This is a genomic window from Amycolatopsis sp. NPDC050768 (assembly GCF_040654155.1).
Lineage (GTDB): Bacteria > Actinomycetota > Actinomycetes > Mycobacteriales > Pseudonocardiaceae > Amycolatopsis.
In genome coordinates this window covers 282,873-307,884 of record NZ_JBFAHL010000009.1, presented here as the reverse complement: position 1 = coordinate 307,884, position 25,012 = coordinate 282,873, and the positions used below count along the sequence as shown (strand labels likewise).

Annotated in this window: 26 protein-coding genes; 16 read left to right on the top strand and 10 right to left on the bottom strand. The window is 70.7% G+C overall.

The window, feature by feature from the left end; translation table 11 throughout:
• Nucleotides 1–205: 205 nt before the first annotated feature.
• From AB0H62_RS27215 to AB0H62_RS27205, 3 genes are all read left to right on the top strand, one after another.
• Nucleotides 206–1,009, top strand: coding sequence for an RNA methyltransferase (locus tag AB0H62_RS27215; RefSeq protein ID WP_360588990.1), 804 nt, complete (start codon nucleotides 206–208; stop codon nucleotides 1,007–1,009).
• Nucleotides 1,010–1,411: 402 nt separating this feature from the next.
• Nucleotides 1,412–2,008 carry a DUF2537 domain-containing protein gene (locus AB0H62_RS27210; RefSeq protein ID WP_220247181.1) on the top strand — a complete coding sequence of 199 codons (597 nt, stop codon included), beginning with the start codon at nucleotides 1,412–1,414 and terminating at the stop codon, nucleotides 2,006–2,008.
• Nucleotides 2,009–2,026: 18 nt separating this feature from the next.
• Nucleotides 2,027–2,383 carry an MmcQ/YjbR family DNA-binding protein gene (locus AB0H62_RS27205; protein ID WP_220244588.1) on the top strand — a complete coding sequence of 119 codons (357 nt, stop codon included), beginning with the start codon at nucleotides 2,027–2,029 and terminating at the stop codon, nucleotides 2,381–2,383.
• Here AB0H62_RS27205 and sepH read toward each other — a convergent pair.
• The 7 genes from sepH to AB0H62_RS27170 all read right to left on the bottom strand — a co-directional run bounded on the left by sepH (nucleotide 2,380) and on the right by AB0H62_RS27170 (nucleotide 9,570).
• The gene (sepH, locus tag AB0H62_RS27200) at nucleotides 2,380–3,228 is read right to left on the bottom strand and encodes a septation protein SepH (protein ID WP_360588988.1); all 849 of its coding nucleotides are present in this window, start codon (nucleotides 3,226–3,228) and stop codon (nucleotides 2,380–2,382) included. The two genes, AB0H62_RS27205 and sepH, sit on opposite strands and share 4 nt — an antisense overlap.
• 286 nt (nucleotides 3,229–3,514) lie before the next feature.
• Complete coding sequence (gene serC, locus AB0H62_RS27195; protein WP_360588986.1) at nucleotides 3,515–4,642, bottom strand: phosphoserine transaminase; 1,128 nt, start codon at nucleotides 4,640–4,642, stop codon at nucleotides 3,515–3,517.
• Between the two features lie 116 nt (nucleotides 4,643–4,758).
• Entirely contained in the window at nucleotides 4,759–6,105 is a 1,347-nt protein-coding gene (locus tag AB0H62_RS27190; RefSeq protein WP_360588984.1) for a serine hydrolase domain-containing protein, read from the bottom strand.
• A gap of 24 nt (nucleotides 6,106–6,129) precedes the next feature.
• Nucleotides 6,130–6,753 carry a response regulator transcription factor gene (locus AB0H62_RS27185; protein WP_360588982.1) on the bottom strand — a complete coding sequence of 208 codons (624 nt, stop codon included), beginning with the start codon at nucleotides 6,751–6,753 and terminating at the stop codon, nucleotides 6,130–6,132.
• Nucleotides 6,750–7,922 carry a sensor histidine kinase gene (locus tag AB0H62_RS27180; protein ID WP_360588980.1) on the bottom strand — a complete coding sequence of 391 codons (1,173 nt, stop codon included), beginning with the start codon at nucleotides 7,920–7,922 and terminating at the stop codon, nucleotides 6,750–6,752. Before AB0H62_RS27180 ends, AB0H62_RS27185 begins: the two co-directional genes overlap by 4 nt.
• Nucleotides 7,919–8,734 carry an ABC transporter permease gene (locus tag AB0H62_RS27175; RefSeq protein WP_220244582.1) on the bottom strand — a complete coding sequence of 272 codons (816 nt, stop codon included), beginning with the start codon at nucleotides 8,732–8,734 and terminating at the stop codon, nucleotides 7,919–7,921. Before AB0H62_RS27175 ends, AB0H62_RS27180 begins: the two co-directional genes overlap by 4 nt.
• Nucleotides 8,731–9,570 (bottom strand): ABC transporter ATP-binding protein, encoded by an 840-nt coding sequence (locus AB0H62_RS27170; protein WP_220244581.1) that lies wholly within the window; start codon nucleotides 9,568–9,570, stop codon nucleotides 8,731–8,733. Before AB0H62_RS27170 ends, AB0H62_RS27175 begins: the two co-directional genes overlap by 4 nt.
• A 214-nt stretch (nucleotides 9,571–9,784) precedes the next feature.
• On the opposite strand from AB0H62_RS27170, the gene AB0H62_RS27165 reads away from it, so the two are divergent.
• Both AB0H62_RS27165 and AB0H62_RS27160 read left to right on the top strand, forming a co-directional pair.
• Nucleotides 9,785–11,503: an SDR family oxidoreductase gene (locus AB0H62_RS27165; RefSeq protein ID WP_360588977.1), complete on the top strand. Its 1,719-nt coding sequence runs from the start codon at nucleotides 9,785–9,787 to the stop codon at nucleotides 11,501–11,503.
• 14 nt (nucleotides 11,504–11,517) lie between these two features.
• Complete coding sequence (locus AB0H62_RS27160) at nucleotides 11,518–12,114, top strand: TetR/AcrR family transcriptional regulator (protein WP_360589058.1); 597 nt, start codon at nucleotides 11,518–11,520, stop codon at nucleotides 12,112–12,114.
• Nucleotides 12,115–12,161: 47 nt separating this feature from the next.
• Here AB0H62_RS27160 and AB0H62_RS27155 read toward each other — a convergent pair whose 3' ends face one another.
• Nucleotides 12,162–13,307 carry a citrate synthase 2 gene (locus tag AB0H62_RS27155; RefSeq protein WP_354874728.1) on the bottom strand — a complete coding sequence of 382 codons (1,146 nt, stop codon included), beginning with the start codon at nucleotides 13,305–13,307 and terminating at the stop codon, nucleotides 12,162–12,164.
• A gap of 304 nt (nucleotides 13,308–13,611) precedes the next feature.
• On the opposite strand from AB0H62_RS27155, the gene AB0H62_RS27150 reads away from it, so the two are divergent.
• The 11 genes from AB0H62_RS27150 (at nucleotide 13,612) to AB0H62_RS27100 (ending at nucleotide 23,595) form a co-directional block, all read left to right on the top strand.
• Complete coding sequence (locus tag AB0H62_RS27150) at nucleotides 13,612–13,914, top strand: urease subunit gamma (RefSeq protein WP_220244579.1); 303 nt, start codon at nucleotides 13,612–13,614, stop codon at nucleotides 13,912–13,914.
• 9 nt (nucleotides 13,915–13,923) lie between these two features.
• Nucleotides 13,924–14,229, top strand: a complete 306-nt coding sequence (locus AB0H62_RS27145; protein ID WP_354874732.1) for an urease subunit beta — start codon at nucleotides 13,924–13,926, stop codon at nucleotides 14,227–14,229.
• 1 nt (nucleotide 14,230) lies between these two features.
• On the top strand, nucleotides 14,231–15,952 hold the full coding sequence (locus AB0H62_RS27140; RefSeq protein ID WP_360588974.1) for an urease subunit alpha: 1,722 nt from the start codon (nucleotides 14,231–14,233) through the stop codon (nucleotides 15,950–15,952).
• Nucleotides 15,952–16,638: an urease accessory UreF family protein gene (locus AB0H62_RS27135; protein ID WP_220244576.1), complete on the top strand. Its 687-nt coding sequence runs from the start codon at nucleotides 15,952–15,954 to the stop codon at nucleotides 16,636–16,638. Before AB0H62_RS27140 ends, AB0H62_RS27135 begins: the two co-directional genes overlap by 1 nt.
• The gene (ureG, locus tag AB0H62_RS27130; RefSeq protein WP_255638487.1) at nucleotides 16,628–17,341 is read left to right on the top strand and encodes an urease accessory protein UreG; all 714 of its coding nucleotides are present in this window, start codon (nucleotides 16,628–16,630) and stop codon (nucleotides 17,339–17,341) included. Before AB0H62_RS27135 ends, ureG begins: the two co-directional genes overlap by 11 nt.
• Nucleotides 17,338–18,036, top strand: coding sequence for an urease accessory protein UreD (locus AB0H62_RS27125; RefSeq protein ID WP_220244574.1), 699 nt, complete (start codon nucleotides 17,338–17,340; stop codon nucleotides 18,034–18,036). The genes ureG and AB0H62_RS27125 overlap by 4 nt, the downstream gene beginning before the upstream one ends.
• Before the next feature lie 498 nt (nucleotides 18,037–18,534).
• Complete coding sequence (locus AB0H62_RS27120; protein WP_220244573.1) at nucleotides 18,535–19,152, top strand: TetR/AcrR family transcriptional regulator; 618 nt, start codon at nucleotides 18,535–18,537, stop codon at nucleotides 19,150–19,152.
• 160 nt (nucleotides 19,153–19,312) lie between these two features.
• Entirely contained in the window at nucleotides 19,313–19,996 is a 684-nt protein-coding gene (gene pdxH / locus AB0H62_RS27115) for a pyridoxamine 5'-phosphate oxidase (RefSeq protein WP_220244572.1), read from the top strand.
• A 294-nt stretch (nucleotides 19,997–20,290) separates the two neighbouring features.
• Entirely contained in the window at nucleotides 20,291–21,631 is a 1,341-nt protein-coding gene (locus AB0H62_RS27110; RefSeq protein WP_220244571.1) for an MFS transporter, read from the top strand.
• Nucleotides 21,632–21,655: 24 nt separating this feature from the next.
• A complete protein-coding gene (locus AB0H62_RS27105) occupies nucleotides 21,656–22,186 on the top strand; it encodes a hypothetical protein (RefSeq protein WP_360588971.1) in 531 nt (176 codons plus the stop codon).
• A gap of 38 nt (nucleotides 22,187–22,224) precedes the next feature.
• Entirely contained in the window at nucleotides 22,225–23,595 is a 1,371-nt protein-coding gene (locus tag AB0H62_RS27100) for an APC family permease (protein WP_360588969.1), read from the top strand.
• Here AB0H62_RS27100 and AB0H62_RS27095 read toward each other — a convergent pair.
• The gene (locus AB0H62_RS27095) at nucleotides 23,573–24,382 is read right to left on the bottom strand and encodes an MBL fold metallo-hydrolase (RefSeq protein ID WP_360588967.1); all 810 of its coding nucleotides are present in this window, start codon (nucleotides 24,380–24,382) and stop codon (nucleotides 23,573–23,575) included. The two genes, AB0H62_RS27100 and AB0H62_RS27095, sit on opposite strands and share 23 nt — an antisense overlap.
• The gene (locus AB0H62_RS27090; protein WP_220244567.1) at nucleotides 24,382–24,960 is read right to left on the bottom strand and encodes a TetR/AcrR family transcriptional regulator; all 579 of its coding nucleotides are present in this window, start codon (nucleotides 24,958–24,960) and stop codon (nucleotides 24,382–24,384) included. The genes AB0H62_RS27095 and AB0H62_RS27090 overlap by 1 nt, the downstream gene beginning before the upstream one ends.
• Nucleotides 24,961–25,012 lie beyond the last annotated feature (52 nt).

The window sequence follows — 25,012 nt, the reverse complement described above, 5'->3', positions numbered from 1 at the left end:
CTGTCCGCGGGTGTCCGGGCGGGGACTGCCAGGCCGCCAACCGTCGCACAGAGCGGCGCATCCGGGCTAGCGGCCAAACTGGTGCTCTCCGTCACGGGAGGTTGACTGTCCGCAAAAATGGCCCATTCGTACCAGAGTTATCCGGTCGTTCGGACCAGCTTTGTACCGGGCGGGGTCCCGGCATGCGGATGTCACACTGTGCGGTGTGGCTGAACTGATCTTCACCGAGGATCCCGAAGATCCCCGGCTCGACGATTTCCGCGACTTGTCCACTGCGGACCGGCGGCCGGACCGTCCCGGTGGGCGGGGGCTCGTGATCGCGGAAGGCACCGTGGTGGTCGAGCGGATGCTCGCTTCGCGGTACCCCCTGCGCGCGTTGCTCGGCGTGGAACGGCGGGTGCGTGACCTCGACCTTTCCGGCGTCGACGCGCCCGCGTACGTGACTTCGGCGGCAACGATGGCTTCCGTGGTGGGGTTCCACCTCAACCGCGGGGTGCTGGCGGTGGCCGATCGTCCGGCGCCGCCTGCGGTTTCGGAGATCATCGCCGGGGCGCAAGTGCTCGCCGTGCTCGAAGGGGTCGGCGACCACGAGAACCTCGGTTCGATCTTCCGCAACGCGTCCGCGCTCGGTGTCGACGGTGTCCTGCTCGGGCCGGGCTGCTCGGATCCGCTGTACCGGCGCAGCGTGCGCGTGTCGATGGGGCACGTGCTCCGCGTGCCCTTCGCTCCGCTGGACGGGTGGCCCGACGGACTGAACCTCTTGCGGGAAAGCGGTTTCACCGTGGCGGCGCTCACACCGCGGCCGGGATCCGTTCCGCTGCGCGGACTGCGCGAGAAGGTCGGCGAGCGGGTGGCGCTGATGCTCGGCGCCGAGGGACCCGGGCTCACTGAAGAGGCGATCACGGCCGCGGATCTGGCCGTGCGCATCGAGATGGTGCCGGGCGTCGACTCGCTGAACGTCGCCACCGCCGCCGCGGTCGCGTTCCACGAGGTCGCCGCCACGCGTTGAGGTGCTCACCTTTCCGGGATACCCATTTCGCGCCGGTAACCACAGGCGGAGATGTCGATCGGTCAACGACCGTGGCCCATCCGGCCCCGCCCGCGCGGCAGTCCCTGGCATCGGCGGGCCGGCGCGGCTATTTTCGCGCGGTGATCAACATTCGGGTGAGCCGGATTTCGCCGGTTGTTGATCTACGCGACGGAGTCGGACGACTTCGAGGTCGCCGCGGCCGTGGAGGAGCTGCTCGACGTGCGGCTCTGATTTCGGTCGGTTTCCGCGCCGGGTGCCGGTCCCGCCGGGAGGCTCGCGGGGCTTACGCTGCTGCGGGCAGGTGCGGGCAGGTGCGGGCAGACGCAGTCGCGTTCGAGGGCAAGCACCTGCGGGTGGGAAATGCCCAGCGGGAGGACGTCAGTGGAGCTGCGGATCCGGGGCGAGCGCGCGGTGCTCGCCGGCCCGGGTGGCGAGGGTGCGCGCGAAGTCGACCCGCGGCGGTTGGCGATCGGGCCGGACCTGGCGCAGGCGCTGCACGAGTGGGCACGCGTCGCGTCGGCGGTGTCGCGGGCGGGGGGCGACGCGGAGGTCGCGACGTCCGTCGTGTCGCAGCGGGGGCGGCAGCTGGCCGGGCGGCTGGCGACGGTGATGGGGACGACGGTGCGGTTCGTGGATCCGGTGTCCGGCGTCGAGACGGTGATCGACCCGCCCGCGCGCGTGGTGGCGCGGCGGCGTGGGGTGCCTGGAGCCGCGACTGAGCCGACGCCTTGGGTGACCGGGCTGACGGTGTCGGCGTTCGCCGCGGTGCTCGTGGCCGTGGCGATGCTGGCGTTGGCAGGAACGCTCGCGCAAGAGACGAACAAGTGGATCGCGCTGGTGGCGTCGGTCGTGGTGACCGCAGGGATCGGGCCGTCGCTGTGGCTCGGGCGGCGGCTGCCGATCGTGCGGTGGGCGGTCTACGGCGCGAGTGCCGGGATCATCGCGGCGTGGCTGGGTGTGCTGGCGATCGTGCTCTGACCGGCCGATACTGGCCCGATGGCGCCCCTCGACGAGTTGCGCAAGCTGTGCCTCGCCCTGCCCGAGGCGACCGAACGGCTCAGCCACGGCGAGCCGACGTGGTTCGTGCGCGGCAAGAAGACGTTCGTGACGTTCGCGAACCACCACCACGACGACGGGCGCCTGGGCTTCTGGTGCCCGGCGCCGCCCGGTGCGCAGGAGGATCTCGTGCGCACCGAGCCGGAACGCTTCTTCCGCCCGCCCTACGTCGGGCACCGCGGCTGGCTCGGCGTACGCCTCGACGTGGACGTCGACTGGGCCGAGATCGACCACATCGTGCGCGACGCCTACCGGCTGGTCGCGCCGAAGTCGCTGGCCGTGCTCCTCGAGGACTAGCCGCGCTGGGAACGCACGCCCAGCAGGACGTCTTCCCACGAAGGCACGATGGGGTGGTTCTTCTTGGGCTTCGCGCGCGGCTGGTCGTCGTCGGCGGCCTCGTCGTCGGACGGGACGCGCGGGATCTCCCGGGTGTCGTCGTCCTCCTCGTGCGGCTCGGTGGGCGCCTCGATCGCCAGCCGCTCGTCCTCGGTCGAGTCCAGCGTCGGCTGCACGACGGCGTCACGCGCCGGGTCGAGGGCGCGGACCGTGCGCGGCGGGCGGTAGGAGTTGGGGTTGAGCAGCACCTCGGCGTTCTCGTCGAGGGCGTGCACGGTGCCGCCGTGGGCGCCGGGCGAGAAGGACCAGTGGGCGCGGTTGTCGGAGCGCCCGGCCTTCCACTGCAGGACGACGACCCACTTGCCGTCGTCGCCGCGCCAGGAGTCCCAGCGGGCCTGGCTGTAGTCGTGGCCGCGGACGCCGAACGCGTACGCGATCACCTCACCGAGCGTCTGCACGTCGGGGCCGTCTTCGCGGACGGGGTGGGCGCTCTGGGCGAGGTCGGCCGTGCGCGAGCGCTCCAGCAGTACGGGGTAGGCGTACCTCTCCACGCGCTGCGCCGAGACGCCGGCGCCGCTCGCGACCTGTTCGACGGACTCGCCGGCGCGGATTCGCGCCTGGATCTCGCGTGGCCGCATCTGGCTCTCCAACTCGATTTCGATCTGGCCCAGCCGGGCGATGTCCCCCCTAGCCGCCGCTCGCAGTGTTTCATCGGCCGGGAGCAGGAAGCGGGTACGGCTCGCCGGGTCCTCGAGCACGATGGACTTGCCGTCCTCGTGCAGACCGACCACCCGTAGCGCCCGCATTTCTCGCCTCCCCGATCTTCACCTTTGTGGGTGCTCACGTTAGAACGGCGCGTCGGCTTGACGTGCGAGGCGCGCCGATGCATCACCCAACCGTCACCTTTTTGGCGACGGTCTCCGTCATCCTCCCGGGCCCGCTCACCGGGCACCCGTGGGACACGCCGACCACGTTCCGTCACGAATGAGTGGTGTTCCGTGTTCGTCGCGCAACGCACGACGGGCCCCTCCCGGAGTGAGAGGGGCCCGTCGCGTACGGAACTCAGCGGTGCGGAACTCCGCAGTACAGAACTCAGCCCAGCCGCTCGACGACGTACTCGATGCTCTGCGTGAGCTTCGTGATGTCGTCGGGGTCGATGGCCGGGAACAGGCCGACGCGCAGCTGGTTGCGGCCCAGCTTGCGGTACGGCTCGGTGTCGACGATGCCGTTGGCGCGCAGCACCTTGGCCACCGCGGCGGCGTCGACCTCGTCGGCGAAGTCGACGGTGCCCACGACCTGCGAGCGCAGGTCCGCGTCCTTCACGAACGGCGTGGTGTAGGAGGTCTTCTCGGCCCACTCGTAGAGCCGGTTCGACGAGTCCTGCGTGCGCGCGGTCGTCCAGGCGAGCCCGCCCTGGCCGTTCATCCACTCGATCTGGTCGGCGAGCAGGAAGAGCGTGGCCACGGCCGGGGTGTTGTACGTCTGGTCCTTGCGCGAGTTGTCCAGCGCCGTGGTGAGCGACAGGAACTCGGGGATCCAGCGGTCGCCGCCGCCCAGCTCGCCGATGCGCTCGACCGCGGCCGGCGAAGCGAGGGCGATCCACAGGCCACCGTCGGACGCGAAGGACTTCTGCGGCGCGAAGTAGTAGACGTCGAAGTCCTCGGCCTTCACCGGCAGGCCGCCGGCGCCGGACGTCGCGTCGATCGCGACCAGGGCGCCGTCACTGCCCTCGGGGCGACGCACCGGCACCGCGACACCGGTCGAGGTTTCGTTGTGCGCCCAGCCGACGAGGTCGGCACCGGTTTCGTACGCGATGTCGGGCGCGCTGCCCGCTTCCGCCTTCACGATGATCGAGTCGGCGAGGAACGGCGCCTTGTTCGTGACGCTCGCGAACTTCGAGGAGAACTCGCCGTAGGTGAAGTGCTGCGCGCGCTCGCGCACGAGCCCGAACGCGGCGGCGTCCCAGAACGCGGTGGTGCCGCCGTTGCCGAGGATGACCTCATAGCCCTCCGGCAGGGAGAACAGCTCGGACAGCCCCGCGCGCACGCGCCCGACCAGCGACTTCACCGGCTTCTGGCGGTGCGACGTGCCGAGGTAGGTGTGGCCGGACTCAGCCAGCTTGGCGAGCTGCTCGTCACGGACCTTGGACGGTCCGCAACCAAAGCGCCCATCGGCCGGCTTGAGGTCTTCGGGGATGCTCAACTCCGCTGCGTCGGTCATGTGGGCAGTCTCTCAGGTCGGGATGCGCCTGCTCAATGCGGTGGGGAGGTGTCCGACATGTGGAATCGGACACCCCGGCCGCTCCCGGCGAACGGGACACACCCAGGCCGGAACGCTCAGCGCCACCCGTTCTCGTCGACACCGCCCGGAACCGGCGCGGCGGGGTCGTACGGGGTGCGGGTGAAGATGAACGTCGCGAGGTCGAGGTGGTTCGCCGTGCCCGACGCGTCGCGGCCGACGGTGAGGGTCTCGCCGGTGTAGTACCCGTCGAGGCCGAGCCAGGTGTCCGGGCCGGTGGGCCGGAAGCGGGACGCGCGCCCGCCGCCGTTGGCGGGGTCGAGCGAGATGAGGTCCGAGCCCAACACGCGCAGGTGGTACGGCGTCGGGCCCCAGTGCCACAGGCCCGTGAGCGCGAGCAGCGCCGAGTCCACAGTGGACGGCTCCCACTCGTCGGGCAGCGCGGGCTCGAGCTCGTCGGTCATCGTGAGCAGGTCGAGGGTCAGCTGCGTGATGCCGACGCCCGCGGTCGCGTTGGTGAGGCACAGCGCGCCGGTGCCGGTGGCCGGGTCGACGAGCGACGCGGCGAGGAAGCCCGGCATCGAGCCGGTGTGGCCCGCGAGGTGGCGGCCCTCGTAGCGCACCACCATCACGCCGAGGCCGAAGCCCGTGGTCCAGACCTCGGTGTCGTCGACGGTGTTCATCATCCGCATCTCGGCGACGGTGTCCTCGCTCAGCACGCCACCGGTGTGGCCGCCGATGAACGAGGTCCAGCGGCCGAGGTCCTTGACCGTCGACCAGAGCTGTCCGGCCGGGGCCATCGCGCCGGCGTCGGGCGAGGGCTCGGGCAGCAGGACGTCGGCGAACGGGTGCACGGCGAAGCCCTCCGCGTGCGCGCCCTGGGGGTGCGGCGTTGTGCGGGTCATGCCCAGCGGCGTGAGGATCTCCTCGCGCACGACGTCGAACCACGGCTTCCCACGCAGGCGCGCCACCAGCTCGCCCAGCACGCCGAAGCCGACGTTGGAGTAGTGGAACTTGAAGCCGGGACGCAGTTTCGTCGCGTCCTTGTCGAGGCTCGCCACGAGCGCGCCCCAGTCGCCGCCCGGCGTGCGTTCCCACCACTGGCCCGGCGACTCTGACGTGAGGCCGGAGGTGTGCGAGAGCAGCTGCGCCACCGTCGCCGTGGCGAACGCCGTGCCCGGCAGGTGCTTCTCGATCGGGTCGGTGAGCTCGAGCCGGCCCTCGTCGCGCAGGCGCAGCACGGCCGTGGCGATCATCGTCTTGGTGATCGAGCCGAGGCGGTACTGCGTGTCGTCGTCGGGGCGCGCGGAGCCGACGCGGCCGCGCGCGCCGGACCACACGAGGTTCCCGTCGCGCACCACGGCGGCGACGAGGGACGGCGTGCGGGAGGACGCCTGCTCCCGCGCGAGCCGGCGGTACAGGGCGAGTTCGGTGGAAGCGAGCATGCGGGCCATTCTGCCCCGCGCGGCTCAGCCCAGCAGCTGCCGGTCCAGAGCCGTGGTCACGGCCGCGGTGCGGTCGGACACGCCGAGCTTGCCGAACACGCGCAGCAGGTGCGTTTTCACCGTCGCCTCGCCGATGTGCAGCGAGCGCCCGATTTCGGCGTTCGTCAGTCCCTTCGCGACGAGCCGCAGCACCTCGACCTCGCGCGCCGACAGCGGCGACGCGGGTTCCGGGTTCCGCACGCGGTTCACGAGCTTGCCCGCCACCGACGGCGCCAGCACCGTCTCGCCGCGCGCCGCCGCCCGGATCGCGCCGGCCAGCTCGGCGCGGGACGCGTCCTTGAGCAGGTACCCCGCTGCGCCCGCCTCGACGGCCCGCAGGATGTCGGCGTCGGTCTCATACGTGGTGAGCACGACGATCCGCCGCTTCGGCGTCTCCTTGAGGATGCCGCGGATCGCGCCGACGCCGTCGAGACCCGGCATGCGCAGGTCCATCAGCACGACGTCGGGCTGCTTCACGCGGTCGAGCGTGATGGCTTCGTGGCCCGAGCCCGCCTCACCGACGACGGTCAGATCGGCCTCGGCCTCGAGCATCCCGCGCAGGCCTTCGCGCACCACGGGGTGGTCGTCGACCAGCATGATCGTGATCACGCGGGTACCTCCAGCTCGAGTTCCGTACCGCCGTCCGCGCCGCCGCGCAGGCTCAGCCGGCCGCCCACCTGCTCGACGCGTGAGCGCATCCCGCGCAGGCCGAAGCCCTCGGTGGGCGCGTCGGGGGAGAAGCCGCGGCCGTCGTCGCGCACGCGCAACCGTACCGTTCCGTCCACAGCGGACAACCGCACCAGCACCGAGTCGGCGCCCGAGTGCTTGCGGACGTTGGCCAGCGCCTCCTGCGCGCCGCGCAGCAGCACGACCTCGGACGCCATGGCCAGCGGTGGCAGGGGATCGTCCACTTCGTACTCGACGTGGAGGCCGGCTTCGTCGGCGAGGCGCTCGGCCGCGCGGCGCACCGCGTCGGTGAGGGTCCCGGCCGCGAGGTCCGAAGGTGCGAGCGCCGCAACCATCGCGCGGGCCTCGGCGAGGTTCTCGCGGGCCGTGGCCGACGCCAGCGCGAGGTGCCGGCGGACCGCCACCAGGTCGGTGTCCAGTTCGGACTCGATGGCCTGCGCGAGCGTGACGATGCTGGTGAACCCCTGCGCCAGCGTGTCGTGGATTTCGCGCGCCAGGCGTTCGCGTTCGGCCGCCGTGCCGGCTTCGCGCGAGAGCCGCGAGACCTCGGCCTGGCTGTCTTCCAGCTGCCGGATGAGCTCGGCGCGCGCGGCGCTCTGCTTGATGACGTCGGTGGTGAACTTGCCCGCCAGCACGCTGAACACCACGAGGATCGCGGTCATCGGCAGCAGGATCGGCAGGCTCGGGTTCTCCCAGCCGCCACGGACGACTGCGGCCACCGGGTCCAGCAGGATCAGCACCGTCGTGAGCACGATGCCCGGGCGGATCTCCTGCAGCATGAACAGCATCGGGCACGCCATGAACAGGATGAACGAGGCCGTGGTGTCGGAGAAGATCGCCGTGGCCACGAGCACCACAAGCACACTCGTCGCGGCAGCGCGGGGAACGGGGTTGTCGTCGGTGCGCACGATCCGGCGCCCCGCCGCGAAGTAGCCGAGCAGCAGCGCCGCGAGCACGGTCTCCGCGACCACCTTCTCCGCCAGGGAGACGTCGTCGAAGAACACCAGGAGGGCGGTCGCCAGGTAGACGACCGCGAACAGCACCTCCCAGACCCAGAACGAGCGCTCCCACGCGTCGTCCGGGGGCGTCACTTCGCTTCGTTCGTCCACCGGAACGTGAGCCTCGCGAGCACGAGCCCAGCCACGCACCAGGCGCCGAGCACCAGCGCCACCATCGGAAGTTCCCATGACCCCGCCATCTCCTGACTCGCGGCCGCCTCCGGGAGGAAGACCGACCGGAAACCCTGGCAGATCCATTTCAGCGGGAAGAAGGACGCGATGTCGACCATGATTTTCGGCAGGTGCGTGATCGGCGTGACGAACACGCCCGAGATGAACTGCAGCACCAGGTAGACCAATTGCACCACGGCCACCGTGCCGTTGGCGGTGCGGGTGAGCGAGCTGATCGAGATGCCGAGCAGCGTCGAGGAGATCACGCCCAGCAGCATCACCCAGACCAGCGTGGCCCACTTCTCGCCGTCGGCCGGCAGCTTCAGCCCGAACAGCAGCATCGCGACCGCGGCCATGATCACCGTCTGCGCCACACTCGTCACGAGCACCATGATCATCTTGCCGATGAAGTACGACGCGGCGGGCATCGGCGTGCCGCGCAGGCGTTTGAGCGCGCCCACCTCGCGGTCGGCCGCGATCCCGATGCCGACGCTGTTGAACGACGTCGACACGATGCCCGCGCCGATCATGCTCGCGGCGAGCAGCTGTCCCGACGAGACGCCGGCCTGTCCGGTCGGTCCGTCCAGAATGGACCCGAGCAGGATCATCAGCACCGCGGGCAGGGAGAAGGTGAAGACCACCTGTTCCTTGTTGCGGAAGAACTGCCGCAGCTCGAAGCTGCCTCGCGCGGCGCCGAGGGTGAAGGTGCCCGGGAGGGCGAGTGCGGTGGTCACGATTTCTCCCCGATCAGTTCAAGGTAGATGTCCTCCAGGCTGGGGCGCGTCACGGTGAGGCCGGTGAGCTCCCTCGTCCCACCGGACACCTGCGTGACGAGTTTCGTCGGGTACGCGGTGCGTTCCTCGTGCTCCCCGGTTTCGTCGCTCCACCGCACGATCGCCTCGGCCTGGCCGCGGCCCCCGAGCGTTTCCGGGGTCCCCTCCGCGACCGCGCTGCCGTCGGCGATCACCACGAGCCGGTCGGCCAGAGCCTCCACCTCGTCGAGGTAGTGCGAGGTGAGCAGGATCGTGGTGCCCTCCTTCGCGAGACCTTCGATCAGGCCCCAGAACTGCCGCCGCGCCTCCGGGTCGAACCCCGTGGTGGGCTCGTCGAGGAAGAGCAGCTCGGGTCGGCCGATGATGCCGAGCGCTACGTCGACGCGACGGCGCTGCCCGCCCGAAAGCGACTTCACGCGGGCGCCGGCCTTCTCGGTGAGGCCGACCTGGTCGATCACCGCCTCCGGGTCTCGCGGGTTGGGGTAGTACTTCGCGAAGTGGCGCACGGTTTCCGTGACGCTCAACTCCGCCGCGTCGGTCGCCGTCTGCAGCACGATGCCGAGCCGGGAGCGCCACGCACGGCCGGCCTTGCCGGGGTCTTCGCCGAGCACGTCGGCTTCGCCGGACGTGCGCTGCCGGTGTCCTTCGAGGATCTCGACGGTGGTGGTCTTGCCCGCGCCGTTGGGCCCCAGAAGCGCGAATACCTCGCCGTGGTGGATGTCGAGGTCGAGCCCACCCACGGCGACGTGGCCGGGGTACTCCTTGCGCAGTCCGCGCACCCTCACTGCTGTGGTCATGGCTCAATCCTGCGGCCACGCAGTGTCGCCGCGGAACGTCCGGCCAGTGGAATCCGGCTGTCCACCGAACGGTGGACACGAGCCGGTGTTTCCCGTGGAACCAGCGAAAACGCCGTTGCGAACCCCGGAGATCACCCACTGCACGAACGCCCGGCAGACGGCAACCGCCGCCGAGGTGAACCGCCCCTATTGACAAATTGTCTAACATGACAGAATGTCTCACAAGCAGGTGACCGCCAGTGACGGTGTCCGCCTCTCGGTCCGCGTGACCGGCGCCGCGGACGGACCCACGGTCGTGCTCGTGCACGGCTACCCGGACAACGGCTCGATGTGGGACGGCGTGGCCGCCGAGCTCGGCCGCCGCCACCGCGTCGTGGTCTACGACGTGCGCGGTGCGGGCGAGTCCGACAAGCCGAAGGCGCGCAGCGCGTACCTCCTCGACCAGCTCGCGTCCGACCTCGCCGCGGTCGTCGACGCCGTGCAGCCGACCGGCAAGGTCCACCTGCTCGCCCACGACTGGGGCTCGATCCAGACCTGGCACGCGGTCACCGGCGACGAGCTGCGCGGGCGGATCGCGTCGTACACGTCGATCTCGGGCCCGAGCCTCGATCACGCCGGTGCGTGGTTCCGCTCGCAGCTGCGGCGGCCGTCGGGTCTGCCGCGTGCACTGAGGCAATTCCTGCACTCGTACTACATCCTGCTCTTCCAGCTCCCGCTCGTGCCGGAGCTGGGCTGGCGCTCGGGGATCGTGCCCGCGTTGATCCGCCGGCTGGACCCGGCCGAGGGACACATCTCGACGGCCGACGCCGTGCACGGGCTGAAGCTGTACCGCGCCAACATGTTCACGCGCCTTTCCTGGCCCGCGCCGCGTTCGGCCGACGTGCCGGTGCAGGTGCTCGCGCCGTCGCGCGACGCGTTCGTGACCACGCCGCTGCAGACGGAGATCTCGCGCTGGGTGCCGGACCTGCGCGTGCGGCGGCTGACCGGTTCGCACTGGATCGCCCGCAGCAATCCGGACGTCATCGCCTCGGCGACGGCGGAGCTGATCGACCACGTCGAGGGCGGCGAGGAGAGCCGGGCGTTGAAACGCGCTCGCGTCGGCGACGCCGGGCGTGGCCGCTTCGCCAACCAGCTTGTGGTCGTCACCGGGGCCGGCAGTGGCATCGGGCGCGCGACCGCGCTGGCGTTCGCCGACGAAGGTGCCGACGTGATCGTCACCGACGTGGACGAGGTCGCGGCGACGGAGACGGCGAAGCTGGTGCGGGACAAGGGTGTCGAAGCCGGCGAGTACACAGTGGACGCTGCCGACGGCGACGCCGTGGCCCGGTTCGCCGAGCAGGTGCGCGCGGAGTTCGGGGTGCCCGACATCGTGGTGAACAACGCCGGGATCGGAATGTCCGGGCCGTTCCTGGCCACGTCGCTCGCCGACTGGGAGAAGGTGGTGGACGTGAACCTGTGGGGCGTGATCCACGGGTGCCGCGCGTTCGCGCCGATGATGGTCGAGCGCGCCGAGGGCGGGCAGATCGTGAACCTCGCGTCAGCCGCCGCGTACCTGCCGTCGAAGGTGCTCACCGCGTATGGCACGACGAAAGCCGCCGTGCTCGCGCTGAGCGTCGGGCTCCGGGCGGAACTGGCGGGTGACGGCATCGGTGTCACGGCGATCTGCCCGGGTCTGGTGAACACCAACATCACCAGCACCACGCGATTCGTCGGCGTCGCACCGGACGAGGAAGCGCGGCGGCAGAAGGCGTCGACGAAGCTCTACGCGCGGCGCGGCTTCGGCCCGGAGAAGGTGGCGCGCGACATCCTGCGGGCCGTCGAGCGCGACCGCGCGATCCAGCCGTCGTCGCCGGAGGCGAAGGTCGCGCTGGTCCTGTCACGCCTCACGCCCGGCCTGCTGCGCGCGGCGGCGAAACTGGACGTCACCCCGTGAGCCGCCCGCGCCGGATGACCCCGCAGGCCCGGCGCGACGACCTGATCGCCGCCGCGCTGGACCTGTTCGGCAGCCGCGCCCCGGAACTGGTTACGGTGGACGACATCGTCGCGCACGCCGAGGTGTCGCGGCCGCTGTTCTACCGCTACTTTCCGAGCCTGCGCGAACTGCAGGTCGAGGCGCTGCGCACGGTGACCGACGGCCTCGTCGACGGCCTCGCGCACCTCGAGAAAGGGCCGCCGGAGGACCGGCTGCGCACGGCCGTGCGGGGCCTTATCGACGTGGCCGACCACTACCGCGCGGGCTACGTCGCCTTGCTGCGCAGCGGTTCCGTGATCGCGACCTCGGAGACGGACGCGGCCATCGACGAGGTGCGCAACCGCTCCGTGGAGCTGATCCTCGACGCGCTGGGCCTCGCCGAGCCGTCGCCACTCGTGCTGCTCACACTGCGGTGCTGGACGGCCGTGGTCGAGGGCGCGCTGCTGTCGTGGCTTCAGGAACGCGACGTGCCCCGCGAAATCCTCGACGGCTGGCTCGTCGACCAGCTCACGGCGATGCTCACCACGACCGCCGCCCACGATCCGGCGCGCGTTTCCCGTGAAACGGCGTGAAGGGCACCTCGAGAGTCCCTCGAAGTGCCCTTCACGCCAAACGCGGGTCAGTGCTTGGTGACCGTTTCCCAGCCCTCGACGTCCTCGGGCTTGCGGGGCTCCGGGCCCACGTACTTCGCCGACGGGCGCACGAGGCGGCCGGTCCGCTTCTGCTCCAGGATGTGCGCCGCCCAGCCGGCGGTGCGCGCGGAGGAGAACATCGCGGGCATCATGTGCGGCGGCACCTTCGCGAAGTCCAGGATCACGGCGGCCCAGAACTCCACGTTGGTCTCGATCGGGTGGTCCGGGCGGCGCTCGCGCAGCTCGGTCAGCGCGGCCTGCTCCAGCGCCGCGGCGACCTCGTAGCGCTCGGAGCCGAGCTCCTGGCAGGTGCGGCGCAGCACGCGGGCGCGCGGGTCCTCCGCGCGGTACACGCGGTGGCCGAAGCCCATCAGGCGTTCCTTGCGGTCGAGGATGCCCTTGACCAGGCCGGCGGCGTCACCGGTCCGCTCGACCTCTTCGATCATCGGCAGCACGCGCGCGGGCGCACCACCGTGCAGCGGGCCCGACATCGCGCCGATGGCACCCGAGAGCGCGGCGGCCACGTCGGCGCCCGTCGACGCGATCACGCGCGCGGTGAAGGTCGACGCGTTGAGGCCGTGCTCGGCGGCCGAGACCCAGTAGGCGTCGAGCGCCTTCACGTGGGCCGGGTCCGGCTCGCCGCGCCAGCGGACCATGAAGCGCTCGGTAATCGTCGAGGCCTCGTCGACCTTCGACTCCGGCACGGCCGGCTGCGAAATGCCGCGCGCCGACTGCGCGATGTAGGACAGCGCCATCACCGAGGCGCGCGCGAGCTGGTCCCGGGCCTGCTCGTCGGTGATGTCGAGCAGCGGTTCGTAACCCCAGATCGGCGCGAGCATCGGCAGCGCCGCCTGCACGTCCACGCGTACGTCGCCCGTGTGCACCGGAAGCGGGAACGGCTCGGCAGGCGGGAGCCCGTTGCCGAACCGGCCGTCTACGAGCAGGCCCCACACGTCCCCGAAGCTCACCTTGCCGGCGAGGTCCTCGATGTCGACACCGCGGTACCGCAGCGCGCCGCCGTCCCGGTCGGGTTCGGCGATTTCGGTGCGGAACGCCACCACGCCTTCGAGGCCGGGGCGGAAGCCGTCGTCGGCCTGGTCGGAGTTCGTCTGCTTGATGGTGGAGGTAGTCACTTCGCGAACCTTTCGATGCGCATTTCCCCGGCTTTGTCTGACCACTCGCGCTGACGGGATACACGCAACTCGGCGCGCCTCATCGCACGTTTGGACAAACTTTGCTCCTCTGCCGAGCCGTGGGCAATGAAAGATGTGGTGGTTTCGGTCACGATTCCGAGAACGATTCAGTCCAGGAAGGCGTGTCGCGGCAAGTTCTTCGGCAACGGGCTGTGACCGAGCCCGAAGACGCGCGGTGTACCGGAGGTAAATCCTGTGTTTCCGAACCCGGCGACGCGGCGGGCCCGGTGATACAACCTGTCGCATGCACCTGAGCCCGCAGGAACGCGACAAGCTGCTGGTCCACGTCGCCGCCGATGTCGCGCGCCGCCGGCTTGACCGCGGCGTGCTGCTGAACTACCCCGAGGCCGTCGCGCTGATCACCGACCACGTGCTCGAAGGGGCGCGCGACGGGCTTTCCGTGAGCGAGCTCGCATCGAGCGGACGCAGCGTGCTCTCGCGTGCGCAGGTGCTTTCCGGAGTGCCCGAAATGGTCGACTCCGTGCAGGTGGAGGCCACTTTCCCGGACGGGACGAAACTCGTCACCGTGCACGACCCGATCGTCTAGGAGAAGCGCGTGCGGCCAGGCGAGATCATTCCCGGCGATGAGCCCGTGGAGCTGAACCCCGGACGGGAGAGGGTGCGGCTGCTCGTGCGCAACCTCGGTGACCGGCCCGTGCAGGTGGGTTCGCACTACCACTTCGCGGCGGTGAACCCGGGTCTGGAGTTCGACCGCGAAGCCGCGCGAGGGCACCGGCTCGACGTGCCGGCCGGGACGTCGGTGCGGTTCGAGCCCGGCGTGGAGCGGGAAGTCGATCTTGTTCCGCTGCGGGGAAACCGGCGGGTGCCGGGGTTGCGCACCGAATATGCCGGGGAGTTCTGAAATGCCCCGAATCGATCGTGAGCGTTATGCGGAATTGTTCGGTCCGACCACCGGTGATCGGATCCGGCTGGCCGACACGGACCTGCTCATCGAGGTGACCGAAGACCGGTCGATGGGCCCGTCGGGTTCCGGCGACGAGGTGCTCTTCGGCGGCGGCAAGGTCATCCGCGAGTCGATGGGCCAGGGCATGGCCACGCGCGCGGAAGGCGCCCCCGACCTGGTCATCACCGGTGCCGTGATCCTCGACCACTGGGGTGTGGTGAAGGCCGATGTCGGCGTGCGCGACGGGCGGATCGTCGGCATCGGCAAGGCCGGCAACCCCGACACGATGGACGGTGTCGACCCGGCGCTCGTGATCGGTCCGGCGACGGAAGTCCTGTCGGGCAACGGGAAGATCCTCACCGCGGGCGGCATCGACTGCCACGTGCACTTCGTCTGCCCGCAGCTCGTGGACACCGCGCTCGCCGCGGGCCTGACCACGCTCGTGGGTGGCGGCACCGGGCCGAACGAGGGCACCAAGGCCACCACCGTCACGCCCGGCGCGTGGAACCTTGGCCGCATGCTGTCCGCAATGGACGGTTACCCGGTCAACGTCCTGCTGCTGGGCAAGGGGAACACCGTCCGGCACGAGGCTCTGCGCGAACAGCTGGCCGGCGGTGCCGGCGGGTTCAAGCTGCACGAGGACTGGGGCACCACCCCCGCCGCCATCGACGCGTGCCTCACCGTGGCCGACGAGTCCGGCGTGCAGGTGGCCATCCACACCGACACGCTGAACGAGGCCGGCTTCCTCGAGTCCACTGTGGAGGCGATCCGCGGCCGCTCGATCAACGCGTACCACACCGAAGGCGCCGGCGGCGGCCACGCGCCGGACATCATCCAGGTCGTCTCGCTGCCCCACATCCTGCCGTCCTCGACCAACCCGACGCGCCCGCACACCGTCAACACGCTCGACGAGCACCTCGACATGCTCGTGGTCTGCCACCACCTCAACCCGTCGGTGCCCGAGGACCTGGCGTTCGCCGAGAGCCGGATCCGGCCGAGCACCATCGCCGCCGAGGACGTGCTGCACGACCTCGGCGCCATCTCGATGATGAGCTCCGACTCGCAGGCCATGGGCCGCATCGGCGAGGTGATCATCCGGACCTGGCAGACCGCACACGTGATGAAACGCCGCCGCGGCGCCCTGCCCGGCGACGGCGCGGCCGACAACCTGCGCGCGCGTCGTTATGTCGCCAAGTACACGATCAACCCCGCCATCGCCCACGGCATGGACGACGAGATCGGCTCGGTGGAGGTCGGCAAGCTCGCGGACCTCGTGCTGTGGGAACCGAAGTTCTTCGGCGTGCGCCCGCACGTGGTGCTCAAGGGCGGCTTCCCGGCGTGGGCGGCGATGGGGGACGCGAACGCGTCGATCCCCACTCCGCAGCCGGTGCTGGCGCGGCCGATGTTCGGCGCCGTGCCGCGGGTGGCCGCCGCGTCGAGTCTCCATTTCGTGGCGCCGGAGGCCCTCGATTCGGGGCTCGCGGAGACGTTCGGCATCAACCGGCCGCTGGTCGCCGTCGCGAACACGCGGGCGCGGACCAAGGCCGACATGGTGCTCAACGACGCGACCCCGGACGTGCGCGTGGAGCCCGACAGCTTCGCGGTGCTCGTGGACGGTGAGCTGATCGAGCCGATGCCGGTGACGGAGCTGCCGATGGCTCAACGCTACTTCTTGTTCTGATGGACCTCTCAGCGCTGATCCTCGCCGACTCCCGGTTCCCCGGGGGCGGCCACGTGCACTCCGGCGGCCTGGAGGAAGCCGTGAGCCGCAAGCTCGTGAGGACCGAGGCCGACCTGCCGGGCTTCCTGCTCAGCCGCCTGCGCACGGCGGGCGCGCTGTCGGCCGCGTTCGCCGCGGCCTCGGCCCACGCCGCCGGCCGTGGCGTCCATAGTGGACACTGGCGGCGGCTCGACCAGGAGCTCGACGCGCGCACGCCCTCTCCGGCCCAACGCGTGGCGTCGCGGGCCCAGGGCCGGGGCACCGCACGGGCCGGGGCCGTCGCGTGGCCGTCGCCGGTGCTGACCACGCTGCTCGCCGAGACGCCGCGGCCGCACCACCCGATCGTCTGCGGAGCGCTGGTGGGCATCGCCGGTGGCGAGCCGGCCGAGGCCGCGGCGGCCGTGGCGTACCTGGCCGTGAGCGGGCCGGCGAGCGCGGCCGTGCGGCTGCTGGGGCTCGACCCGTTCGCCGTCAACGCCGTGGTGGCCCGGCTCGGCGCCGAGGTGCGCGCCGTGGCCGGGGCCGCCGCCGGCGTCGCCGGGCTGGACCCGGCGGACCTGCCCGCGCCGGGCTCACCCGCGTTGGACCTGTTCGCCGAGGCGCATGCCCGGCACCACGAGGAAGAGGTGCGTCTCTTTGCCAGCTGAACACGGCCACGGTCATGGTCACGGTCACGCCCATCCGGTCAGCTTCGATCCGACGGAGACCGAACCGGACCACTACGAACCCGCCCCGACGGCTGGGCGCGCTTACCGCATCGGCATCGGCGGGCCCGTCGGCAGCGGCAAGACGGCGTTGACGGCGGCACTGTGCCGCGCGCTCGGCGGTGAGCTCAACCTCGCCGTGGTCACCAACGACATCTACACCACCGAAGACGCCGACTTCCTGCGCAAGGCCGGCGTCCTCGCGCCCGAGCGCATCGCGGCCGTGCAGACCGGCGCCTGCCCGCACACCGCGATCCGCGACGACATCACCGCCAACCTCGACGCGGTCGAGCAGCTCGAGGAGCGCTTCCCCGGTCTGGACCTGGTCATCATCGAGAGCGGCGGCGACAACCTCACCGCCGTGTTCAGCCGCGGCCTCGCCGACAGCCAGGTGTTCGTGGTCGACGTCGCCGGCGGCGACAAGGTGCCGCGCAAGGGCGGCCCCGGCGTGACGACGGCCGACCTGCTGGTGATCAACAAGATCGACATCGCCCACCTCGTCGGCGCGGACCTCGACGTGATGACCTCCGACGCGCACCGCATGCGCGGCGAGCTGCCGGTCATCGCGCAGTCGCTCGTGGACACGCCGGACGCGCACGCCGTCGCGCAGTGGGTGCGGTCGGTGCTGCCGGTGCGCGCGGGGTGAAGGCCCACGCGCGGGTGGTCGCGTGCTTCGAGGACGGCCGCACGGTGCTGCGTGAGCTGCGCTCGATGGCGCCGCTGACGTTGTTCCCGCGCCGCCGCACCGGGCGGCAAGCCGTGGTGCACCTCGTCAGCTCCGCCACCGCGCCGCTGGGCGGCGACGAGCTGCTGCTCGACGTCCGCGTCGGGCCCGGCGCGGAGCTGCGGCTGTCCGGGGTGGCGGCGACGCTCGCGTTGCCGGGGCCGTCCGGTGGCCGCAGTTCGTCCACTGTGGACATCGAGGTGGCCGACGGTGGTTCGCTGGCCTACCTGCCCGAGCCGACGGTCGTCACCGCCCGCGCGGACCACGTGGCCGTGCTGCACGCGAGGCTCGGGGAAAATTCCCGTTTCCACACCCGGGAAGTCCTGGTACTGGGCCGCGCGGGCGAACGGCCCGGCCGGCTCACCACGTCCACGCACGTGCTCCGCGGCGGAGTGCCGCTGCTGCGCCAGACGCAGACGATCGGCGACCCCGCGCTGGACGGCGGACTGGCGGTGCTGGCGGGCAAGCGGGTGCTCGCGACGGACCTCGAGGTGGGTTTTCCCGCGCGTCCCACGGCTTCGGGCGACTGGTGGGCGTGCACCTCGCCGGCCGTCGGGGTCACGCTCACCACGGCGCTGGCGGAAGACGCCGTGGTTGCTTTGCGGCTGTTGCCTTGAAACGCTTGGGCTGCTAAAACTTCGTGCCCAGCCAGCGCACGTCGACCGGGAACGCCGACACGGTGTTCCAGCGAGGGGAAGCCCTGCCAGTCCACGTCGGTACCGAGCGCGCGGCGGCGTCCGCGCTGTGTCGCGCACGCCGGACCGCGGATCGGCGCGTGCCGCCGTGACGCACCGGTGCAGAACAATGTTCAAGCGCGAGGTGCAGGGACGATTCCCAGGGGTGGCAACGACTTAGCGTTCGGTGATCGCCTGTGATGGGGCCTGCGCGAGCCGGTGTTCCGCTGCTCGATACCGTGATCGCCGCGGGTTCGACGGCGCGACCGTCCGCCGGACCGTGCGCGTGGGCCGCGTTTCGTGAATGCTCGGCGGAGTGGCCACCGCGATTACCGGAATCAATTTTCAAGCGCTCCCGCGTCCGTTCGATCGGTAATTGGGATTTTCACAAGATGGACGTCGGTGCCGCCCCTGGGCGGCGCGCGGCGGGAAGGAGGGCCGGTGGCCCGTACCTACGGTGGCGTCCCGCCGGAGCAGAGACGCGCCGAGCGCCGGGAGCGGCTGCTGACGGCCGCACTGGAGCTGTTCACCTCGACGGGCTTCCGGCAGGCGAAGATCACCCAGTTGTGTACTCGTGCCGGGGTCTCCACCCGGAATTTCTACGAGGAGTTCGGCAGCAAGGAAGAGGTGCTGCGGACCCTGCACGACCGGATCAACTCGCTCGCGCTCACGCACGTCTCCGCCGCGCTGGAGGAGGTCAAGGACGCCGACGCGATGACGCGCATCGCGAAGCTGCTCGACGTCTTCGTCGCGACCGTGACCATCGACCCGCGCATGCCACGGCTGAACTACGTCGAGGCCGTGGGCGTGAGCCCGGAGCTGGAGGCGCAGCACCAGGTGTGGGTGGACCGCTGGGCCACGTTCATCGAGACGGAGGCGCGCCGCGCGGCCGAAGCCGGCGCCGCGCCCGATCGGGACTACCGGCTCACGGCGATCGCGCTCGTCGGCGCCGCCACGGGTCTGCTGCGCGAATGGCAGGCGCACGAACCGCCGTTGCCGGTAGAGGCCGTCGGCACCGAGCTGCGGGGGTTGATGCTGGCGGCGATTACGCGATCTTGATCGATTCGGGGCCACGGGGTTAACCGCGGGTTACGCCACCCGGTCCGGTGAGGGTGGCAGGAGTCACCGTTCGGTGGGTTTCGCCGCAGCTGAGGAGCCAATACCGTCTCCGGATACCGATGAGTCGACACCCTCACCAGGGGTACGGAGGTTGGGGCCCATGATGCCGGAGACCGACGAGGTGGCCGACGTAGCCGACGCGGTGGTCCGGCTGCCTGGGATGCGGGTGGCCTACGACGGCGCTCCGTTCGACGAGACGGCGCTCGCGGCCACCTGGACCGAGCAACTGCAGAACTGGCTGGGCCAGGCGATCTCCGAAGGCGTCGCCGAACCCAACGCGATGGTCCTCGCCACGGCGGACCACGAGGGTCACCCCTCGTCGCGCACGGTGCTGTGCAAGGGGCTGGACGAACGCGGCGTGGTGTTCTACACGAACTACACGTCGGCGAAGAGTCACGACCTCACGGCCACGCGGTATGCGTCGGCCACGTTCCCCTGGTACTCGCTGCAGCGGCAGGTCACGGTGCGGGGTGAGGTGGAGAAGGTCGGCTCCGCGGAGACGGCCGCGTACTGGGCGCAGCGTCCGCGCGGGTCTCAGCTTGGGGCTTGGGCTTCGCCGCAGTCGCGGATCGTCGACGGCCGGCGGGCGTTGGAGAACGCGCTGCGCGGGATCGAGCGGCGGTTCGGGGATGTGGAGCAGATTCCGGCGCCGCCGCACTGGGGTGGCTGGCGGATCCGGCCTGACTTCGTTGAGTTCTGGCAGGGGCGGGAAGACCGGATGCATGACCGGTTGAGGTTCAGGCGGACGGATGATGGGTGGCAGGTGGAGAGGTTGGCTCCCTGATCCATCGCTTCTTTGGCTGAGTGGGTGCGTGGCTGCTGGTTGCTTCGGGTGGGCGCGTCGCCGTTCCGGTGAGCGGTGGGCACCCCGATCTTTGATTGTGAAGGGCGCGGGGATCGAGGTGCAGGGGCGGGTCCGGGTGCACGGGTGAGTTGGGTGCATCGATGGCCGTGGGGTAGGTGGGTTCGGCTGCCGGGTTGTGGTGGGTGAGATCTACTGAAAGCGGCATTCCGGACGAATGTCCGGCGATCAAAATCACCCGCGGGGCGATAGTTAGCGCGGCTAAGATAGTGAGTCGTGAGTTCTGATCCGGGGGCGGCGCGCCCTCGTCGGGGGGCGCGGGGAGTCCTCGGGCGCATCGTGGTCGATACGCGGCCGTTGAAGATTCCGGCGTTCCGGCGGTTGTGGATGTCGACGGCGGTGACCGCGGTCGGGTCGCAGCTGACTGCCGTGGCGGTGCCGAAGCAGGTGTTCGACCTGACCGGGTCGTCCGGGTATGTGGGGCTGACCGGGGCCGTGGCGCTGGTGCCGCTGCTCGTGTTCGGGTTGTGGGGCGGGGCGATCGCCGACGCGGTCGACCGGCGGAAGCTGCTGCTGGTCACGAACATCGGTGTGGCGGTCTCCTCGGCGCTGCTGTGGTTGCAGGCCTTCGCGAACTTCCGCTCCGTGACGCTCGTGCTGGTGCTGCTCGCGGCCAACCAGGCGTTCTTCGCGATCAACATGCCCACGCGCGGCGCCGTCGTCGCGCGGCTGGTGCCCCCTGAACTCCTGCCGTCAGCCAATGCGCTGAACACGACGATGTCGACATTCGGCGCGGTGTTCGGGCCGCTGTTCGGTGGGGCGCTGATCCCCGTGATCGGCCTGTCGACGCTGTACCTCGTCGACGTGTGCGCGTTGCTGATCACGCTCATCTCAGTGTGGCGGCTGCCGCCGATCCCGCCGCTGAACGGGCCGTCGCGGCGCGCGGGGTTCGGCGACGTGGTCGACGGGTTCCGCTACCTGGCCAAGCAGAAGGTGCTGCTCGCGTCGTTCGTCGCCGACATCATCGCGATGGTCGCCGGCATGCCGCGCGCGCTGATCCCGGAGATGGCCGAGCGGACGTTCGGCGACCCGCCGGGCGGCGGTCCGGCGCTGGGTCTGCTCTACGCGGCACTCCCGGCCGGCGCGATGCTGATCGGCCTGTTCTCCGGCTGGCTGCACCGCGTTTCGCGGCAGGGCGTGGCCGTCGTGGTCTCGATCTGCCTGTGGGGCGCGGCGGTCGCGGCGTTCGGGCTCGCGCACTCGCTGTGGCTCGCGGTGATCTTCATGGCGCTGGCAGGCGGCGCCGACATGGTCAGCTCCGTCTACCGCCAGGCCATCCTGCAGACCGCCACCACCGACGAGATGCGCGGCCGCCTCCAGGGCGTGTTCACGGTCGTCGTCGCGGGCGGGCCGCGGCTGGCCGACCTGACGCACGGCTGGGCCGGCGCCGAGTGGGGCACCGAAGCCGCCGCGACGGGCGGTGGGCTGCTGGTGATCGTGCTGGTGCTCGCGGCGATGCTGGTGCTGCCCGCGTTCTGGCGCTATCGCGCGCCCACGGGAGAGGCCAAGCCGGAGCCGGTCGCGGCGAAGGGTGCCGAACCGGTCGCGGGAGAATAGTCCGAACGGCCTAACATGCCGGGCATGCGTGTTTACCCGGTCGCCCTGTTGCTCACCGCCGCCGCGCTCACTGCCTGCTCCTCGGGTGAGCAGCAGGCCGCTCCGCCGAAACCGTCTTCCACGACGCCCGCGCCGCCGGGTTCGACGTGCTCGCTCCTGTCGGCCAGCGAGGTCGGCAACGCGATCAAGATCCCCGGCGTGACGTCGAAGGTCGGCCCGAACCAGGAAAACGCCGCCAACGGGGGCAAGGCCACGAGCTGCGAATACCTCGTCGGCGACAAGCAGGCCGGCGCGCTGGCCGTGACCCGGTACGAGGGCCGCCAGGCCGACCCGGCCGAGATGGTCGCGGCGATCAAGAAGGCCAAGCCGGGCGCCGTCGACGTGCCGGGCTTCGCCGACGGCGCCGTGTACTACATCGACGAGCAGAAGACCGCGACGCTCGCCACGGCCAAGATCGCCAAGGGCGTGCCCATGCTCGTCAACTACACCGGTCCGGTGAAGATGACCCAGCAGATGATGGTTCCGCTGGTCAAAACGGCTGTCACCGCCGTCTGACTTTCGCGAGGCGGCCGGACAAGGCAGACTATTCGCCCATGACGGACGTTGAGGCGGACGGTCCGCAGGTGGGTGGACCGGGTCTCCGGCGCGTGATGGGGCCGAAGCTCCTGTTGTTCTTCGTGGTCGGCGACATCATCGGTACGGGGATCTACGCGCTGACCGGCCAGGTCGCCGGCCGGGTCGGCGGTGCGCTGTGGCTGCCGTTCCTGCTGGCTTTCGTGGTCGCGTTCATGACCGCGTTCAGCTACCTGGAGCTGGTCGGCAAGTATCCGCGGGCCGCGGGCGCCGCGCTGTACACGAACAAGGCGTTCGGGGTGCCGTTCCTGACGTTCATGGTCGCGTTCGCGGTGATGTGCTCCGGCATCACGTCGGCGTCGTCGGCCGCGGTCGCGTTCGGTGCGACGTACCTGGCGGCGTTCGTGAAGCTGCCGATGGTGCTGGTCGGGATCGTGTTCGTGATCGCGCTGGGACTGATCAACTTCCGCGGCGTGGGCGAATCGGTGAAGGCCAACGCGGTGCTCACCTGCATCGAACTGTCCGGTCTGCTGATCATCATCGGCGTCGGCGTGTGGGCCGTGATCAACGGCGACGGCGAACCTTCGCGGCTGGTCGAGATCAACACGGCTGACAAGACGTGGCTGGTGGCCATCACGTCGGCCACCTCGCTGACCTTCTTCGCGATGGTCGGCTTCGAGGACTCCGTGAACATGGCCGAGGAATGCCACGACCCGGTCCGCATCTTCCCGAAGGCGATGCTCTGGGGCATGGTCATCGCGGCGACGATCTACGTGCTGGTGTCCATCACATCCTCGCTGCTCGTCCCGGCCGACGACCTGGCCGCGGCCAAGAGCAGCGCGCTGCTCACCGTGCTCGACGTCGGCGCCCCCGGCTTCCCGCGCGAAGTCTTCTCGGCCATCGGCCTGTTCGCGGTCATCAACTCGGCGCTGATCAACATGCTCATGGCCAGCCGCCTGCTCTACGGTCTTGCCAACGAGCGCGTGCTGCCGTCGATCTTCGGCCGTGTGCACCCGACCCGCCGCACGCCGTGGGTGTCGATCATCTTCACGAGCGCCATCGCGATCCTCCTGGTGTCCTTTGTAGACATCAGTGCGCTCGGCGGCACCACGGCGTTGCTGCTGCTCGTGGTGTTCGCCATCGTCAACGTCGCACTGCTCGTGCTGCGCAAGGACAAGGTGGCGCACAAGCACTTCCGCGCGCCCACCGTGATCCCCGTGCTCGCGGCGATCTTCTGCCTCTACCTCGTGAGCCCACTGTCGGGCCGCCCGGCGAGCGACTACCGCGTGGCGGCCATCCTGCTCGGGGTGGGTGTGGTGCTGTGGTTCGTGAACTGGCTGGTCAAGCGGGGTCTTGACCGGCGCGACGTCAAGCGTGAGCCGGTCGGCTGAGGCGTTCGAAGTCGGTGAGGTCGTGGGCGGCGAAGATGGTGACGTCGCTCGTCAGCCGCAGCTCGCGGAGGCGCTGCTGGTTCTCGATGCGCTGCTCGGGCACTGTCTGCACCAACCGTTCGAAAAGCTTCAGGCCCGGCGGGATCCGGGCCGGTTCGTCGATTTCGGAGTGGTAGAAGTAGGCGTCGCCGGCGTTGAGGAGCCAGCCGGTGTCGGTGTGGACGGCGACGCCGGCGTGGCCGGTGGTGTGGCCGGCCAGGGGGATCAGCGCGACGTCGGGCACGCCGTCGAGCTCGCGGACGGCGGAGAAGCCGAACCAGTCGTCGCCGGCGTCTTCGTAGGGCGTCCACTGTGGACCGTGGGCGAACTGCGCGCGCCGGTACCGCGGGTTGCCCGCGTGGTAGGCCGCCAGCTCGGCCGCGTAGACGTGCACGCGGGCCTGCGGGAAGTCGACGAGGCCGCCCGCGTGGTCGAGGTCGAGGTGGGTCAGCACGATGTCGCGCACGTCGGCCGGGTCGAGGCCGAGGGCGCGGATCTGGCTCACGGCGGTTTCCTCGGCCCGGGACACGGGCTTCGACAGGGTGAGGAACCGGCGGCCCAGCCAGCGTTCCGGGTCGGCGACGGCGGGCGTGCCCATGCCCGTCTCGATCAGGACGAGGCCGGTGGCGGTCTCGAGTAGCAGGCAGTGGCACACGAGTGTGGCGTGCCGGAACAGGCCGGGGCGGCCGTCGACGAGCCGGCCGCCGATCGGGGTCATGGTGCCGCAGTTCAGGTGGTGCACGCGCATCAGGCGAACTCCCTCTCGACGGTGGTGTGCAGGTGGGCGGCGATGTCGCGAAGAGGCGTGACGTCGCGGCGGGTCTTGGCGAACAGCAGCGCGCCTTCGATCGACGCGAGCACCACCGTGGCCAGGGAAGCGGCGCGGTCAACCGCAAGACCCTGGGCGGTGAAGTACTCGGCCAGCCGCGTGTGCCAGCCGGCGTAACCGTCCTGGCAGGCCTCGCGGATCGGTTCGCTCTCCGCGGCGGCCTCCAGCGCGACTGTCGCAAGTGGACACCCGCGCCGGAAGTCGGACTCGGTGAGCGAGGCGGCCAAGGCGTCGACCACCGCGTCGATCGCCGACGCCGGATCCGGCGCGGCCGCGACCACGGCAGTCAGCACGTCGGCCACCCGTTCGCTCGACAGCCGTACGGCCTCGGCCGCCAGCTGCTCCTTGCCGCCGGGGAAGTGGAAGTACAGCGAGCCCTTCGGGGCTCCGCCCGCGGCGACGAGCTGCGTGAGGCCGGTGGCGTGGTAACCCTGCGCCTGGAACAGCTCGGCGGCGGAGTCGAGCATGCGGCGGCGGGAGTCGGTGCGGCGGACCATGCGGCTCACCGTAGCTCAAACTATGACGACCGGTCTAGTTAGTTTGACCGGC